This window comes from Streptomyces iranensis, from assembly GCF_017874715.1.
GTDB lineage: Bacteria > Actinomycetota > Actinomycetes > Streptomycetales > Streptomycetaceae > Streptomyces > Streptomyces iranensis.
Window position 1 is genome coordinate 68,568 of the sequence record NZ_JAGGLR010000011.1, and the last position, 16,272, is coordinate 84,839.

Consider the following 16,272-nt stretch of genomic DNA (forward strand, 5'->3'; position numbering starts at 1 on the left):
ACCGATGTCCCACCAGCGGCACCCGGGAGACTTCCCCCTGCCGACCACTCGGGGCGATCTGCCGATCGTCGACTCCCATCTGTTCGACGACTTGATCCCGCCGGAGGCGGCCCACGAGCTGACCGCCGGTCTGCGCCGTCATCGCGAGCCCTACGTCGGCATCACCGACAACGGCACGCCGCGCCAGGGCCTCTACCGCCTTGACGGTGCGGGAACCTCCCCCAACGCCGCCGTCGTAACGGCCCGGTCCTATCTCGACGGGCTGGCGCCCCACCAGAGGGTGGTCGCCGCGTTGCCGATGGACGCTCCGGAGTGGCGGTTGTGGACGAACGCGATCCCGACATGGCACCCGAAGGGCATGCGCCTGGAGCGTCTCACCGAGCGTGACCGCGACCGCGCACTCGCCGTCGTCGAGGCGAGCCTCAGCCCTGCCGGATACGCCCAGGTGAGAGCGGCGATGGCACTCAACGAGCACTTGGGCGAGCTCATCGACGACTACCGGGACACCCTCACGGAGTTCGCCTACTGGTTCACCGTCTTCGGGACTCCCTCGGGCGACTCCCCGTGGGGATGGCAGCTGATGGGCCATCACGTGGACCTGCATTGCGTCTTTGTCGGAGGGCAGGTGGTTCTCGCCCCCGTGTTCCTCGGTGCCGAGCCGACGACCGGGACGGGACGGTTCGAGGGCATCACGGCCTTCGGCGACGAGACCGAGGTCGCCCTGACCTTCCGCCGCACCCTGGACCCCGACCGGGAGGGCGAGTTCCTGATGGGGTCCTCGCTGCGCGCGGAGGACCTTCCGCCCGAGCTCGCCGGACCGTGGAACGGACGGCATCTCGCCGGTGCGGGCAGTGACAACCTCGTCCTGCCTCCCGAGGGGATCGTCGCGGCAAGCCTGCCGGCCGACCAGCGTGACGGTCTGGTGGAGCTGATCCGGGTCTACCTCGACCGCCTCCCGACGCCACAGGCCGAGCGCACCCTGGCACTCGTCCGTGAGCACTTCGACGAGACGCGGTTCGCCTGGCGCGGCGGCCATGACGACGAGTGCGCCTTCTACTACCGGATCCACTCACCCGTGTTCCTGGTCGAGTACGACAACCATCCCGGTGTCTTCCTCGCCAATCCCGAGCCCGCCCGCTTCCACGTCCACACCATCGTGCGGGCGCCCAACGGCAACGACTACGGACGTGATCTCCTCGCCCAGCACTACCGGCTTCACCACGGAGGTCATGGAGCCGGCTGACATCGCACGACGAGGCGGTGCCCCGGTAGCGGGGTCGCTCCCGGGGCACCGCCTTCGTCGCGGACGCGCCGTCGGCTGCCGTCGGCGAACCTCGTCCTACACCATCGCGGACACCGTGCCCCGGATGCCGAACAGCGACTTCCCGTAGATCTCGGCGGCCACTTCGGGGTTGAGGACGGCGTGCCGGCTCCCGGTCTCGATGTCGCGCCAGATGCGCTGCAGCGGGTTGGACTCGCCGAAGCTCGAAGCCCCCTGGGCCGAGCACACGATGCGGACCGCCTCACGCGCGTGGACCGCCGCCATCCCCGCGTCCATCCGCATCCGTGCTCGGGCGTCGTAATCGGGGAACACCCCGGCCCGTGCGGCCTCGTCGATGTCGGCGGCCGCACGGTAGGCGTGCAGTCGGGCGGAGTCGGCGAGCGACGCCGCGTGCGCGGCGGCGAGCTGGACGGTGGGTGCCTCGGCCTGAGAGGTGTAGCTCGTCAGGGTCAACGCTCGCTGCGGAGCCCTCTCCACCAAGAGATCGACAGCCGCCGCGGCCAGCCCGAGCTGGGGCCCGGTCAACACGAGCGCGGCGGTCGGCACGAACGGTGCCCGGTAGAGCGCCTCGTCGGTGAAGGGCGTGGCGTAGCGGCCCTCGATGGCGTCGGGGACGGAGTGGAAGCGGTGTGCGGGTACGAAGAGGTCCTCGCCGACGAGCGTGTTCGACGCGGTCCCGCGCATGCCCGTCACGAACCAGGTGTCCTCGATGGTCAGCTCCGACATCGGCGCGAGTACGATGCCGACGGCGTCCGGCGTGCCCTCGGCGTCCGGCCGGTTGACCCCGAGGACCGCCCAGTCGGCGTGGGCGCACCCGGATGCGGGGGCCCAGCGCCCGCTGACCCGGTAGCCGCCCTCCACCACGCGCGCGGTACCCGAGGGGGTCACGACCCCGGCGACCCGGGCGTGCGGGGTGTGGGCCCAGACGTCGTCCTGGGCCTGGGCGGGGAAGAGCCCGACGAACCACGCGTTGGCGTTGAGCAGTGAGGTCACCCAGGCGGTGGAGCCGCAGGCGCGCCCGACCTCGCGGCCGACCTCCAGCAGGGTGCGGTGGTCGGTCTGCAGACCGCCGTACCGGGCGGGCCGCATCAGCGCGAGCAGACCGGCCTCGGCCAGGGCGTCGATGTTCTCGGCGGGCACTCCGCGCTCGCGGTCGGTCGGATCGGCGTTGCCGGAGAGCAGCGGCCGCAGTGCGGCGGCGCGCTCGACGAGGTCGGCCCGCAGCTTGCGCGCGGCGTCGGTGGTGCGGGGAACGTCCATGGTGATGTTCATCGTCGTCACTTCGGTGGCGGGGATCATCCGGGGTACGGGTCAGCTCGCGACCGCGAGAGGGGCGTGGGTGCCGAAGATCCGGCGCGCGTAGATCAGCGGGGCCGCGGAGGTCGACTCGGCCTCCTCGAGGCACACGAGGAGCAGGACGTGGTCACCGCCGTCCACGTGGCGTTCGACGCGTCCCGCCGTCCAGCCGGCGGACTCGGGCAGGTAGGGGAGTCCGGCGCGGACGGTCCAGCTGACGCCGTCGAACTTCGAGCCCGGTCCCTGGCGTCGGCGGGCGAACGCCGACGCCAGCTCCTGCTGGTGGGCGCCGAGGATGTTCACCCCCACCCGGTCACCCGGCTGGAGGTGGGCCAGCAGCCCCGAGGCGCGGTCAAGGGCGAAGCTCACCAGCGGAGGGTCGAGCGAGAGCGAGGCGAAGCTCGACACGGTGCTGCCGTGCGGTCGCCCGTCGGCGGTCGTCGCCGTGACCACGGTGACCGGGGCACACACCCCGCTCATCAGCTCGGTAAAGGTCTCTCGGTCGATCATCGTGGGCCTCCCGTTGGGCTGGAATCCGTCTGTCGGGATGCGCGGTCTCGTACGTCACCGCGTCCGACATCAGGAAGTAGACTCCGGCTCCCGGGGCGGCCGCTTGGTCCGCCGGCTCAGGATTCCGGTCTCCCGTTGGTCTGCCGGGCCGAGCCGCGACCGGTACATCGGGCTCACCGCACATCGGGCTCACCGCACATCGGGCTCACCGCTCGACGTCGCGCGGCAGGAGCACCGCGTCCCCCAGTTCCTCGGCGAGTGCCAGGGCGGTGTGGAGGGCGAAGCGGCGGTCGTCGAGGTCGTGTCCCAGCACCTCCTGGGCCCGCTTCACGCGGTAGGTCACGGTCCCCCTGGCCACGTGCAGGCGTCGGGCGACATCCACGAGGCTGCGCTCGGCGTCGAGGTAGTGGTAGAGCGTGGTCCGCAGTGCCTCCATGGGCGCGCCGCGGGCGGCGAGCCCGCCGAGTTCACGTCGTACGAAGTCACCGGCCGCGTCGAGATCGGTGGCCAACAGCGCGATGGCGGCGACGTCGGCGTAGGCGGTCGCGTACCTCGGAGCCCGTCCGGCCTCGCGCCGCAGTCGCTCGACCCTCTCCCCGCGCTGGGCCTCGCGGTGCGAGCGGCGGAAGCCCGCGACGCCGGAACCCGGGGCCCCGAAGGCCGCCTGCATCCGCTGCCGGGACAGTGCCTCCGTGACGGTCTCCCATGAACCGGTCGGGTGGGTCCGGTCCGTCTGGTCCGTCCGGTCCGTCCAGCCCGTCCCGTCCATCCCGTCCGTCCCGTCGGGAGGTACGGTGCCCCACGCCCACAACCGGCCCGAGGCCACGGGGACGACCAGCGTCGTGGTGGCGCCACGGGCCCGGAGCAGCTCGATCGCCGCCGCCTGCAGCGTGGCGCCGCCCTTCGGCGAGTCCGACCACACCACCACCGCCTCGTGGGTCCGCCGCAGGTTGTAGCCGAGGACGCGCGACGCCTCGTCGACGTCCGCCGCCGCGGCATCACTCAGCAGGGAACGCACGAGGTCGGCCCGTGCCGCGGCCGCGCTGGTGCTCCACACCTCGTGCTCCACGAGGTAGGCGCGGATCATGGTGTCGGAAAGCTCATCGACGTAGGAGAACAGCTCGCGGGAGATCGCCGTGACCTCGGCGACCGCCTCCTCCGGGCCGACCAGCCCGGCACAGGCCCGCAGGAACGCCTCGGTCGTCGCCGCGTGCCCGACCCGGACGCCGTGCAACACCCGCTCGAGCGGTATGGCCCGGTGAACGAACTCGCGGATGCCCGCCAGGATCGCCTCACCGGTCGGCGGGGCGGCTGCCGGGCCTTCCGCCAGAGTGAACAGCGCCCGCAGGGTGGTCGCTTCGTTGCCCCGGCGGAGCATCTCGACCGCGGCCGGACTGCCGCCGAGCACCGGCACCTCGTCGACGATCCGCCGCAGGACCACGGAATTCAGCTCGATCGCCCAGCGCACGGGGTCCGCGCCGACGCGCGCGACGGCGTCCTCGACGATCGCGCGCGGGCTTGCCGCCCGGTCGAGGCCGACCTCACCCCGCGGGCTCAGCCGCGCGATCCAGGCCCGTCGCGGTCGCCCACCGGTCTCGCTCACATCGCCATACTCAGTCCAACCCGAGGGCTGATCAACTGGGGATTGCCGAAGCCATCGTTCGGCGAATCCGAACGATGTGGTACAAGAGTCTGGCTGCTCGTCGTGGTTCTTACCCTATGGAGTGACGGGAGAACGGCAGTGAACCTGCGCCAGATGGAGTGCTTCCTCGCCGTCGCGGACGAACTGCATTTCCGGCGGGCGGCCGACCGTCTGCACCTGGCTCCGCCCAGTGTCAGCGAGGCCGTCGCCGGTCTGGAACGCAGCCTCGGCAGCCGACTCGTCGAGCGTACGAGCCGACGGGTGCGACTGACGCCCTTCGGCGCCGAGTTCGCCGCCGCGATCCGGCCGCCCATCGAGGCGCTGCACCAGGCCCACCGGGCCGCCCGTCTGCGCTCGGCGCGCCATCGTGACCTCGTCGTCGCCCACACCCCGGAGCTGGGGCAGCTGATCCTGCCAGGACTGGTCGACGCCTGGCCCGGCGCCGCCGCTGACGACGAGGCCCGGGGCCGCTGGCGTCCGGTCCCCATGCACACCCCCGAACAACTCGCCGCCGTGGCGGACGGCGAGGTGGACGTGGGCCTGTGCTGGTCGGTCCCCGAGCAACCCGGGATCGCCAGTACCGTACTCGGCTCGTTCCCGCTGGTCGCCGTGTTGCAGGCGGCGGACCCGCTGGCGAGCCGCCACGAGGTGGCGCTCACCGACCTCCGCACCCGTCAGATCCTGATCACCCCGCGTGCCGACAATCCCTACCTCGAGAGCCAGCTGCAGGCGGACATCATCCGGGCCGGTATCCCCCGTACGCATATCGAGGAGGTGGGGCGCTATGACGAGCTGGCCGTGCACGTGGCCACGCGTGGACACGTGGGTGTCCACCCCGGACCGATCGCGTTGACCAACTCCCTGCCCGCTGTCGTGTTCCGGCGGATCGCCGACGCCTCCGACGGTGTCCGGATCTGCGCGATCAGCCGCGCCGAGGCCCGTACCGGTTCCATCGCGGCGCTCGTCGCGAGCTTGCGGTCGATCGTCGGCTCCCTCGACGTCGACGCCAAGCTCACTTGACCAGCAACGGGCCATGCCGCTACTCGATACGACAGACGCGGCTGCGTTTTCCTCGGTACCGCCACCGCGGCAGCCCTGACCATCCGGCTCCGCACATGACCGCCCAACAATTCCTAGGCCGGGAGGGAGAAGCCCTCGGGCGGCGCACCCTCGACGAACAGCATCCCGACCGTGACTTTGCCCTCTCGTATCTCCCGGGCCCGCCGGTACTCGGGGGAGTCGTACCACTCCCGGATCCGGTCCATATCGGGAAACTCGACGACCATGAGCCGGGAGGAGTCCCAGGTGCCTTCGACCGGCTCGGGAGTGGGGCCGGCGACCAGGTAACGGCCGCCGTGGCTGAGGATGGATGTCTGGGCCACGTGTGCGTAGGCCAGGCCGGCCTCTTCGTCGAGCACATCGACGTTGACGATGACGTAAGCGGGCATGGGGTCCCCATTTCCTTTGGACACGGCGTGTCCGACGCCGTTGTGGTGGGTTCAGGAGGTACGGCCCCGTGTACGTTGCCGGTGTCCCCTGATGTCGGGGCGGCCGATGTGGCCCGCGGCGCGCTGGGACTCGCCGAGCCAGATGTGCGGTACGCGGCTCCGGACCGCCTCGGCCACCGGCCGCTGGTTGGGGGCGGTGAGGGTGACGCGGTGGCGCAGGCGGGGGAGACCGGGGTGGAGTGGCTCCTCGTCGCGGACCAGGCTCCACAGGAGCGGGTCGTCGCGGTCGATGGTGGCGGTGGGGTACAGCTCCAGGGAGTAGATCTTGCCGTTGCGGCCGAACTCGCTCCAGTAGAGGGCGACTCCGGCGACGCTGTTCCAGGGGATGACCCTCTGGAGCCCTCCCTTTTCGAGCCAGAAGCCCGTGTGGTCGATGAGAATCCTGCTGCGGCGGTTCGCCCAGAAGGGGATGAAGAGGACGATGCCCAGAACGCCGAGGGCCACCGCGAACGCGAGTCCCACGTACCCGGTCACGGTGGACTCTCCCTTCTGCTTCCCGGTGGCGACCAGGACGACGCCGAAGATGCCGACGGCACCGATGACCATGAGGACGATGGAGCAGGGGAGCCCCGTCAGGGCGCTGCGGCGGCCGACACGTATGACCGTGGCGTCCGGCGCGGGGGAGGAGGTGTGCGGTGACGACATGGTGCGTGAGCTTAGGCGATGCGGGATCCGCGGCGGATCGTGGTCGGTGGAGGCGTCCGCCCCACTCGCCGCGGCCCATGTCCCCCAGGCTCGACAGCCCACGTCCGTGGCCGGTTGTGGCCCCGGACCGACGACCAGCCGCTCCAGCCGCTCCAGCCGAAACTGCCTAGCCGCGCGTGGTCACGGCCTTGAGTTCGTCCAGCGATTCCCGCATCAATTGCGACATCTCACGTTCCTCCGGTGCCGTGAGCCAGAGCTCGAAGCCGACCTTGAAGACGGCGACCCCCGCCTCAGCGGTCAGGCTCGCGGCCGGTCCCGTGACACCGCGTCGGCGCAGGGCGTCGGCGAGCGCGGTTGACATCGAGGCGAGCTTGATCAGCTCGCGCTCCTGGAGTTCCGCGTTCGCCACGATGACGGCCTGCCGCTGCCGGGCGTGCTCGCGTCGACCCTCGAACACCGTGGAGACCGCCTCGAGCCCCGCCGCTATCGCACCGATCGGCGCCACGGACCGCGGTGCCTCGGCGACCGCGGTCACAAACAGCTCCTGCAACGCACTCGATCCGTCGAACAACACCTCGCGCTTGTCGGCGTAGTGCCGGAAGAAGGTCCGCTCGGTGAGGCCGGCCCGTTTGGCGATCTCCGCCACTGTGGTCTGTTCGTAGCCGAGCTCGCCATAGAGCTCCAACGCCGCCTGCGCCAGGCGTCCGCGCGCGTTCGGCTCCCACCTACCCATGCTCAGATCCTACCCATGCTCGGATCCCGCGCGACGACAGTGACTGACATCAGATGCTAGAGTCTGATGACAGTGACTGACATCGATGATTCGGGGTATCTCTCATGCGCGTCTTCGTGACCGGTGCGTCCGGTTGGATCGGCTCCGCCGTCGTTCCCGAGCTCATCGGCTCGGGGCACCAGGTTGTCGGGCTCGCCCGCTCCGACACCTCCGCCGCCGCCCTCACCGCCGCGGGGGTGGAAGTGGTCCGCGGCACCGTTGACGACCTCGACGTCCTGGGGAGCACCGCGGCCGCGTCGGACGGTGTGATCCATCTCGCTTTCAAGCACGACATCGCCTTCACCGGCGACTTCCAGGGTGCCGCCGAGGCCGACCGCCGCGCCGTTGACACCTTCGGCGACGCGCTCTCCGGCACCGGCCGCCCCTTCGTCCTCGCCTCCGGTGTGGTCGGCCTCGCGTCCGGGCGCGTGGCGACCGAGCGGGACTCACCCACGATCGACGGTTCGCCGGCCTCGGTCCGGTCGGCCACCGCCCAGGCGGCGCTCGCACTCGCCTCGCGCGGCGTGCGCTCGTCCGTGGTGCGACTGTCTCCGACCTGCCACGGTGAGGGGGACAACGGCTTCATGGCGGCCCTGGTCGCCATCGCCCGAGCCAAGGGTGTCTCCGGCCACATCGGCGACGGCGCCAACCGCTGGCCGGCCGTCCACCGCCTCGACGCCGCGCAGCTGTTCCGCCTGGCGGTCGAGAAGGCCCCGGCGGGATCGGTGCTGCACGGCGTCGCGGAGGAGGGTGTCCCGATCCGGGACATCGCCGAGGTGATCGGCCGTCACCTCGAGGTACCGGTGACCCCTGTGGCCCCCGAGGCCGCGGCCGAGCACTTCACCTGGCTCGGCGGCTTCCTCGGCCAGGACGTCGCGGCGTCGAACGCCCTGACCCGCGAACTGCTGGATTGGCGGCCGACCCGCCCCGGCCTCCTCGAAGACCTCGACAAGGGTCACTACTTCCGAGTCCCCGCCACCCCCGCCACCCCCGCCTGACCCACATCCGCCACGACGGGCTCGAGCACGTCGCCGCCCGGGTCATCTCCTGTGCGTGCGGGCCGAATACGGTGTGTTAGGCTCCGAACCGGCTTCTCACCGTTGGGCATTTCGCCTCGCCAACCAGCTTCACCCGGGTCCCGATGACACGGGGAAGGTGGAAGTCACTCATCACATCCTGGAAACGGGTGTTCTGTGATGGTGGCGACGCGTGTCGGCCCTTCTGGTTCTTTCCGGGCCCCGGGGGATCTGCCCGGGACCGTGTTCCAGCCATATCGCCATTCCGGCATCGGCGGCCTGGTCCGTGTCACCGCCCCGCAGACGGTTCCCCTCAGGGAGGTCTCCGGAGTGCCGGAAGTCAAATCCCCCGAGCAACCCGCCACACAGCGTCCGTGGCTGGTTCTCGCGATCATGTGCATCGGCTTCTTCATGTCGTTGCTCGACGGATCCATCGTCAACGTAGCCATCCCCACGCTGATCCACAGCATGGACGCCTCCTACGACCAGGTGCTGTGGGTCATCGACGGCTATCTGCTCCTCTTCTCGGTGCTGCTGATCACCACCGGACGGCTGGGCGACATCTTCGGATACCGGCGGCTGTACGTGATCGGCATCATCGTCTTCACCATCGCCTCGGCGCTGTGCGGGCTGGCCGGTTCACCGCCCCAGCTGCTGGCCGCCCGGCTGCTGCAGGGAGTGGGCGGCGCGCTGCTGTTTCCGCAGGTCATCTCGTCGATCCTGACGATCTTCCCGCCGCATCTGCGGGGCAGGGCGTTCGGCCTGTTCGGTGCGATCGTCGGCTTCGCCCCGATCGTCGGCCCGGTCCTCGGCGGCTTCCTGCTCGCCCACCTCAGCTGGCGCTGGATCTTCTTCATCAACGTTCCGATCGGGATCGCCACCGCCGTGCTGGCGCTGACGTACGCCCCGCCCATGCGCTCGGAGCGCCGACACCGACTCGACCTGGTCGGCGTCGCGCTGGCCACCGCCGGGCTGAGCGGCATCGTGTTCGGCCTGATCGAGGGAGAACGCTACGACTGGGGCACCATCACCGGGCCGATCAGCATCGCCTCGGTCATCGTCGCCGGCGTCGCGCTGCTGGCGGCGTTCGTCCTCCGGCAGCACCGGCAGCGGGACGAGCCCCTGATGCCACTGGCCCTGTTCGGTGCGCGCAACTTCGCGGTCGGCAACTGGGTCGGGTTCATCTTCCAACTGGGCATGATCGGCATCATGTTCGTGCTGGTGCTGTACCTGCAGATGGCATGCGGGTACTCGGCGCTGGAGACCGGTCTGGTGGTGCTGCCGAACGCCGTGCTCACCGCCGTCGGCTCGATGTACGCCGGGCGGCTGTCGGACACCTTCGGCGGTAAGTACATCCTGCTGACGGGGATGACGCTGCTGGCCGTCGGCCTGCTGGTGCTGGTCGCCATGGTCGGCCCCAGCAGCGGCGCATGGCGTCTGCTACCCGGTTTGACCATCATCGGGATCGCCAGCGGCGCCACGTTCGCACCACTGCAGCAGGCCACCATGGACGGTGTCGATCCCCGGCTGGCCGGGGCGGCCTCCGGAGTCTCCAGCACCACCCGGCAGATCGGCGGTGTCCTCGGCACCGCCGTGCTGGGCGCCCTGCTGTCCGCCCGCCTCTCCTCGACCCTGCGCGGCGAGGCCGAGAAGCGGGCCGGTCGGCTACCGGAGGAGCTGCGCGCCCAGTTCATCGACCGCAGCACCGCCGCCGCACATGACTACCGTCCGCCCACGCCACCCGACGGCCTGAACCCCGCCACGACCGGCCTGTACGAACGCGTCACCGCCGACACGTTCGCCACCGGCTTCGTCAACGCCATGCAGACCGCCCTCGTGGCATGCGCCGTGGTCCTGGTGGCCGCCGCCCTGTGCTGTTTCCTCTTCAGCCCGCACAAGAAGCCGACGGCCATGCCCGCTCCCGGGCAGCGAGCCGAAACCACACCGCACGACTGACCCGGCGATGACAGCGGTCGCGGCCCGGTGGCCGCGACCGCTGTCGGCAGACCGCCACCGACCCGGTCATCCGCCCTGCCGCCGGGGACGACTTGGCTTGGCCCATAGTGAGCGCACATGGCCGAGGTGGCGGGCCATGCACTTCTCGGCGCCCCTCACGTCACCCGCGACCATCAGGTCGAGGAGTTCGATGTGCTCTTCGGCGGACGGGATCAGCTGGTCGCGCTCGTCCAGTGTGGTCAGTCCGTACAGACGTGAGCGTTTGCGCAGGTCGCCGACGGTTTCGACGAGCCGGTCGTTTCCGGCGAGCGCGAGCAGGGAGAGATGGAACTGACGGTCGGCCTCCAGATAGCCGATGAGGTCGTGCTCACGCGCGGCGCGCACGATGTCCTCCGCCACCGGGCGCAGCGCTTCCAGGTCCTCGCGGGCGGCGCCGCGGGTGATCCGGCCGATCATGGGGACTTCGATCAGGGCGCGGATCTCGGTGTACTGGTCGAGGTCGCGTTCGTTGACCTCGGTGACGCGGAAGCCCTTGTTGCGTACCGGTTCGACGAGGCCCTCGCGGGCCAGGTCGAGCATCGCCTCGCGCACCGGCGTCGCGGAGATGCCGAAGTCCTCGGCCAGGCCGGGCGCCGAGTAGACCTCGCCGGGGCGCAGTTCGCCGGAGATCAGCGCGGCGCGCAGGGCGTGGGCCACCTGGTCGCGCAGCCGCTCCCTGGTGGTGATGAGGTTGCGCTGCCTGAGGCGGCCCATGACGGTGGTGTTCCCTTCGTGCCCCGTGCCTTCCCGGCCGAGAGGATCACCAGAGTACAATGTCATGTTGTTCTCGCGGGCGTTGTTCCTGCGGGTGCCCGTGTGCGGCTGCCGCTACCGATTCAGCGACTCTCGATCAGCTCTCCCATCCACGTCTCGATCGCGTCCGGGGTGCGCGGCAGGGCACCTGACATCAGCCGTGCTCCTTCGGCCGTGATGACCAGGTCGTCCTCGACGCGCACCCCGATGCCCCGCAGTTCGTCCGGGAGCGTCTCGTCGTCCGCCTGGAGATAGAGGCCGGGCTCGACCGTCAGCACCTGACCCTCCGCCAGCACCCCGTCCAGATAGGTTTCCGCCCGTGCCCGCGCGCAGTCGTGTACGTCGAGCCCGAGCATGTGTCCGCTGCTGCACAGGGTGTAGCGACGGTGGAAGTCGCCCTCGGGGCTTTTGAGCACACCCCATTCCGTGAGCCCCTCCGCGATCACGCGCATCGCGGCCCGGTGGAAAGCACGGAAGCTCGCGCCCGGCCTGAGCGCCGCGATGCCCGCGTCCTGGGCGGCGAGCACGAGGTCGTACACCTGCCGTTGCACGGGGGAGAACCGCCCGGAGAGCGGGAGGGTGCGCGTGATGTCGGCGGTGTAGAGGCTGTCCGTCTCCACGCCCGCGTCCAGAAGCAGCAACCGCCGTGCGTCCAGGGGCCCGTCGTTCCGTATCCAGTGCAGGACGCAGGCGTGGGCACCGGACGCCACGATGGTCTCGTAGCCGGTGCCGTTGCCCTCCGCGCGGGCGCGCAGGCCGAAGACGCCCTCGATCCAGCGCTCGCCGCGTGGCTGGGCGAGGGCGCGGGGCAGGGCGCGTACCACGTCTTCGAAACCGGTGACCGTGTGGTCCACGGCGAGCTGCAGCTGCCCCACTTCCCAGGCGTCCTTGATCAGCCTCAACTCGCTCAGGGCCGCGGACAGTTCCGCGTCGGCCGTGGCGTCGCGGCCCGGCGGCAGCCCCGCCCGGTCGCCGATGACGGCACAGCGGATGCCGGTCATGCGCGCGGTCTCGTCGAGGTCGGGGCGCCGGCCGACCCAGAACTCGCCGTAGCGCCGGTCCCGGTAGAAGCCGTCGTCGGTGCGCGGCGAGCGGGGCCGGACGTACAGGACCGCCTCATGCCGGTGCGGCCCGTCCGGCTCCAGGACCAGAACATGCCCGGCCTGCTCTTCGCCGGTCAGACCGGTGAGCCAGGCGTACGCGCTGTACGGCCGGAAGCGGTGGTCGCAGTCGTTCGAGCGGACCTTCAGCTCTCCCGCGGGGATGACCAGCCGCTCGCCCGGGAAGCGGGCGGACAGCCGGGCGCGGCGAGCGGCGGTGAAGTCGGCGGCGGCGGGCCGGATGTCCGCGGGCAGCGGCATCGGCGCCCAGTCACCCGCCATGAAGACCTTGAACTCCGGTGAGACGGGCAGGTCATGGCCGGCCGTCCGAGGTGCGCCGGTCAGGGGATCATCGTGCATTGGTCCTCCTTGATCCGTACGGTTGACAAGCTCTCCGCGATCCGTCGCGTCGAGGGCCTTGCACCCTGTGCAATTTCACATTATTACGTTACGCATCACATGGCACCACGCTCTGCGCTCTCATATGCGGCCCCGCACAGGGCAATTCAGGCCCTGAAGCACCGCTGCACCCATAGCCCTTGCCACCTCCCCCACAGGAGCCAACGGTGTTCCAGTCGAGAAACCTGCGCGGATCCACGCGCAGCAGCCTGCTCATCGCCGTGGCGGCGGTGACGCTCTGCGTGACGGCGACCCCGTCCGGTCACGCGGCCGTCCCCGCTCCCGCGCGGCCTTCGGCGTTACGGCCGGCCGCCTCGCCCGACCCCTTCGACAGGGTCGACCGCCTGGCCAAGGCCCCTCGTCGGGTACGTGAGGTCCCGGCCCCTGGCGGACTCACCGGTGGCGGTGTCCCCGGAACCCGAACGCCCGAGCCGAAGGGCCAGGGCAGCGCCGTCACTCCGCACGCCACACTCGGCAAGGCATCCGTGCCCTGCACGCTCGACGGCGTCACGGGCCTGCCCCCGGAGCGGTTCGCCGACTTCCTGGCCGACCCCGCCGTCACCGCCGACGGCTGTCTGTGCTCGGTCCTGTGGACCTGGGACCAGCGACTCGTCCCCGTCATGTCGGACGAGCATGTCCAGGCCGTCTCACGCCGCATCACCCAACTCGCCGCCTCCCACGACGGCAAGGACGGCAGCCATCTGCTGGAGATGTTCACCTACCTGCACGCGGTGGCGTACCAGGACTTCTCGCACGACGAGATCGACATCACCGACGCGCCGACCGTCAACGCCATGCGCGCGGCTGTCGACGCCTTCGGCTCGGCCGCCCATACCTTCGACGTCACCCGACCCAACGCCGAGACCCTGCGCGAAGCCCTCGACGCGGCCTCCGCCCCCGGCCTGCGCCAGTACCAACTGCCCCTGATCAAGCGGGTGCTGGCCACCATGGACGCCCAGCACCCCGATACCGCCCAGGACACCTCCTGGGCCGGTGCCGCCCTCGCGGCGCTCACCGTGAACTACCTCGGCGTGTATCCCGGCAACAAGGACGCCGACTTCCACGCCGCGGTGACGGCCGACCCCTCGTACCGGGCGGCCTTCAGCTCCTTCGCCGGCCACACCCACCTCAAGGACGGGCCCAACGCCTGGGTGATACGCGACGCACTCGGCGAGTACGGCCGCTTCGGCCAGATCGAAGGGCTCCGCGACGAGATCGTCTCCGGCCTCGGCAACCTCCTGGACACCACCGCCCGCAACTTCGGGGACAGCAGCGCCCCCTGGGCGAAGGTCGCCACCTGGCTGGGGGTGTTCGAGGCCTGCGCCCCGTACCACGTGTGCAAGGACGACATCGAGAAGCGTCTCTTCCCGTACACGTACGACTACGGCACAGGCGGCACCGACGGCATCCAGGTCCGTACCGCCCTCGACCGGAACACCGTCGACCAGCTGTACTACGCGAGCAAGCGGGTCAAGGCGCAGTTCCACCGCGTGCTCGGCACGGAGACGCCCCTCGCGGACGACACCAACACCACGCTGCACGTCGTCCTGTACGGCTCCCGCGCCGACTACGAGAACTTCCACCCGCTCCTCACCGGAATGGACACCAACAACGGCGGCGTCTACATCGAGAGGGGGGCGACCTTCTACACGTACCAGCGTCGCGTCCCGCAGGACTCCTCACTGACCCTGGAGGAGTTGTTCCGCCACGAGTACACCCATTACCTCAACGGTCGCTGGGCGGTGCCCGGCCTCTTCGGCGAGGGACCCTGGTACGAGGGCGACCGGACCACCGCGATGGACGAGGGCACCGCCGAGTTCTTCGACGGCGCCACCCGCGACGACGGCATCCGGGTCCGCAAGTCCCTGGTTCAGGGGATCATCGACGACACGGCCGGCGGCGGGCCGCGCATGACCGTGAACCAGCTCCTGCACGCGACCTACGACGGCGACGGCTTCCGCTTCTACGACTACGCGGGCACGTTCTTCGAGTTCCTGTGGATCGAACACCCCTCCCTCCTGCGGGAGATGTACCGCGACCTGCGCTCCGACGACCCGGCGGCCTTCGACGCCTGGCGCGGCCGGCTCGGCGGGGACGCGGGGCTGCAGAGCGCGTACGACCGCTTCCTCGACGAACAGATCGCCCACGTCGGCGACTTGTACGTGCCCCACACCACCTACACGCCCCCGGGCGAGCTCCGTGACACCTCGGCCGACCAGATTCGCTCCTCCTTCACCGCGATGACCGCGTCCGACCCGGACTGCCGTGCCACCGGCGCGGTGGAGCGTCCCCGGTTCGTCTGCACCGGCCGGATCACCGCGAACCTGACCGACGCCGGGAACACGGACGCGGTCTTCGAGGACATGTCCGAGACGGTCGACTACTTCATCCTCGACCGGGCCGCGGGCGGCGACAACAACTTGACCGACATGAACTGCTGGTTCGGCGAGGTGGACATCTGGTCCGACCAGCGCGCGGGCACGTCGGACTACACCTGCGAGGGTCCCCTCCGCGGCTGACGTGTCACCGGCGTCGAGGCCGCGCTCCCGGCCCATGGTCAAGGCTTCTTGAGCCGGGGCGCGGCTGCCGCCGGCCGTGGCTCAGGGGGACGTGGTCCAGCGTGGCGCGGTCTCGGCCCACTCGGTGTCCCACTCGGCGAGATTGCGCCGGCGCAGGACCACGGTGGCGCAGCGGTAGGCGGCGGCACCGGCGAGGGTCACGGTCAGGAAGGCCACAAGTCCCCAGCCCATGGTGCGGCTGCGGATCTGTTCGGTGGTCATGGGCGGCTCGGCGATCGCCCCGTCCGCGTCGACCCATACGTGGACGGAGCTGCCCGCGCTCAGACCGGGCAGGACGCCGGTCTCGGCGGTGCGGGTCCGTCCGTGCGGGTCGGTGAAGCGGACCGTGGCCGGGTAGCGGTTCTCCCTCGCCTCCGCCGATCCGGGCTCCGGGTGATCCGGGGCGTCGTGGGTGAGGACGGCGGTGGCGCGGTGCAGGGTCTGTCGCTGGTGCTCGGCGGCCGCGCGGTAGTGGCGGTGGGCGGCGTCACCGATGGCGAAGGCGGCACCGAGCCCCAGGATCGGCACGAGCAGCAACAACGCCAGTGCGATCCGGCCCTGAAGGCGGTCGGTGCACCGGTACAGCGGATTGTGCCGCCAGCGCCACAGCGACAGGGGATGCACGAGCCCGTGGTGCGGGGGGTCGGGAGGTGGCTGCGCGGGGGGTATCACGCCGGACACGGTGGTTCTCCTTCCGGGGCGGGGGGCTGACCGCGGCCGGATGCGGTCGGTCCGGTCGCGGGACGCCAACTGGCGTACGGGGATGGCGTACAGCAGACCCCGGCCGGTGCGGCGG

The 16,272-nt window shown here is 70.6% G+C and carries 14 protein-coding genes; 5 read left to right on the plus strand and 9 right to left on the minus strand.

Annotation, left to right across the window (positions count from 1 at the left end; all coding sequences use genetic code 11):
- The first annotated feature begins 4 nt into the window (after positions 1 to 4).
- On the plus strand, positions 5 to 1,243 hold the full coding sequence (locus J2Z30_RS20945; protein ID WP_209468770.1) for a DUF3500 domain-containing protein: 1,239 nt from the start codon (positions 5 to 7) through the stop codon (positions 1,241 to 1,243).
- 96 nt (positions 1,244 to 1,339) lie between these two features.
- Here the strand turns inward: J2Z30_RS20945 and J2Z30_RS20950 are convergent, their stop codons facing one another.
- The 3 genes from J2Z30_RS20950 to J2Z30_RS20960 form a co-directional block, all read right to left on the minus strand.
- On the minus strand, positions 1,340 to 2,554 hold the full coding sequence (locus tag J2Z30_RS20950) for an acyl-CoA dehydrogenase family protein (RefSeq protein WP_078957235.1): 1,215 nt from the start codon (positions 2,552 to 2,554) through the stop codon (positions 1,340 to 1,342).
- 39 nt (positions 2,555 to 2,593) lie between these two features.
- Positions 2,594 to 3,088, minus strand: a complete 495-nt coding sequence (locus tag J2Z30_RS20955; protein WP_044566935.1) for a flavin reductase family protein — start codon at positions 3,086 to 3,088, stop codon at positions 2,594 to 2,596.
- Between the two features lie 205 nt (positions 3,089 to 3,293).
- On the minus strand, positions 3,294 to 4,691 hold the full coding sequence (locus tag J2Z30_RS20960) for a PucR family transcriptional regulator (RefSeq protein WP_052701124.1): 1,398 nt from the start codon (positions 4,689 to 4,691) through the stop codon (positions 3,294 to 3,296).
- A gap of 138 nt (positions 4,692 to 4,829) precedes the next feature.
- Between J2Z30_RS20960 and J2Z30_RS20965 the strand changes: the two genes are divergently transcribed.
- On the plus strand, positions 4,830 to 5,750 hold the full coding sequence (locus J2Z30_RS20965) for a LysR family transcriptional regulator (RefSeq protein ID WP_044566934.1): 921 nt from the start codon (positions 4,830 to 4,832) through the stop codon (positions 5,748 to 5,750).
- A gap of 113 nt (positions 5,751 to 5,863) precedes the next feature.
- On the opposite strand, the gene J2Z30_RS20970 is transcribed toward J2Z30_RS20965, so the two are convergent.
- The 3 genes from J2Z30_RS20970 to J2Z30_RS20980 all read right to left on the minus strand — a co-directional run bounded on the left by J2Z30_RS20970 (position 5,864) and on the right by J2Z30_RS20980 (position 7,616).
- Positions 5,864 to 6,178 (minus strand): DUF1330 domain-containing protein, encoded by a 315-nt coding sequence (locus J2Z30_RS20970; protein WP_044566933.1) that lies wholly within the window; start codon positions 6,176 to 6,178, stop codon positions 5,864 to 5,866.
- 51 nt (positions 6,179 to 6,229) lie between these two features.
- Entirely contained in the window at positions 6,230 to 6,883 is a 654-nt protein-coding gene (locus J2Z30_RS20975) for a hypothetical protein (RefSeq protein WP_044566931.1), read from the minus strand.
- A 166-nt stretch (positions 6,884 to 7,049) separates the two neighbouring features.
- Complete coding sequence (locus J2Z30_RS20980; RefSeq protein WP_044566930.1) at positions 7,050 to 7,616, minus strand: TetR/AcrR family transcriptional regulator; 567 nt, start codon at positions 7,614 to 7,616, stop codon at positions 7,050 to 7,052.
- A 104-nt stretch (positions 7,617 to 7,720) separates the two neighbouring features.
- On the opposite strand from J2Z30_RS20980, the gene J2Z30_RS20985 reads away from it, so the two are divergent.
- Together J2Z30_RS20985 and J2Z30_RS20990 are read left to right on the plus strand one after the other, a co-directional pair.
- Positions 7,721 to 8,653 carry an SDR family oxidoreductase gene (locus J2Z30_RS20985; RefSeq protein ID WP_044566928.1) on the plus strand — a complete coding sequence of 311 codons (933 nt, stop codon included), beginning with the start codon at positions 7,721 to 7,723 and terminating at the stop codon, positions 8,651 to 8,653.
- 348 nt (positions 8,654 to 9,001) lie between these two features.
- Positions 9,002 to 10,627 carry a DHA2 family efflux MFS transporter permease subunit gene (locus J2Z30_RS20990; protein WP_209468771.1) on the plus strand — a complete coding sequence of 542 codons (1,626 nt, stop codon included), beginning with the start codon at positions 9,002 to 9,004 and terminating at the stop codon, positions 10,625 to 10,627.
- Positions 10,628 to 10,693: 66 nt separating this feature from the next.
- Here the strand turns inward: J2Z30_RS20990 and J2Z30_RS20995 are convergent, their stop codons facing one another.
- Together J2Z30_RS20995 and J2Z30_RS21000 are read right to left on the minus strand one after the other, a co-directional pair.
- Positions 10,694 to 11,380, minus strand: a complete 687-nt coding sequence (locus J2Z30_RS20995) for a GntR family transcriptional regulator (protein WP_044566926.1) — start codon at positions 11,378 to 11,380, stop codon at positions 10,694 to 10,696.
- Positions 11,381 to 11,502: 122 nt separating this feature from the next.
- Complete coding sequence (locus J2Z30_RS21000; protein ID WP_044566924.1) at positions 11,503 to 12,879, minus strand: aminopeptidase P family protein; 1,377 nt, start codon at positions 12,877 to 12,879, stop codon at positions 11,503 to 11,505.
- A gap of 206 nt (positions 12,880 to 13,085) precedes the next feature.
- Here J2Z30_RS21000 and J2Z30_RS21005 point away from each other — a divergent pair, with 206 nt between their 5' ends.
- Positions 13,086 to 15,437: a collagenase gene (locus tag J2Z30_RS21005; protein WP_044566922.1), complete on the plus strand. Its 2,352-nt coding sequence runs from the start codon at positions 13,086 to 13,088 to the stop codon at positions 15,435 to 15,437.
- 81 nt (positions 15,438 to 15,518) lie between these two features.
- Here the strand turns inward: J2Z30_RS21005 and J2Z30_RS21010 are convergent, their stop codons facing one another.
- On the minus strand, positions 15,519 to 16,157 hold the full coding sequence (locus tag J2Z30_RS21010; RefSeq protein ID WP_044566920.1) for an Rv1733c family protein: 639 nt from the start codon (positions 16,155 to 16,157) through the stop codon (positions 15,519 to 15,521).
- Positions 16,158 to 16,272: the final 115 nt, after the last annotated feature.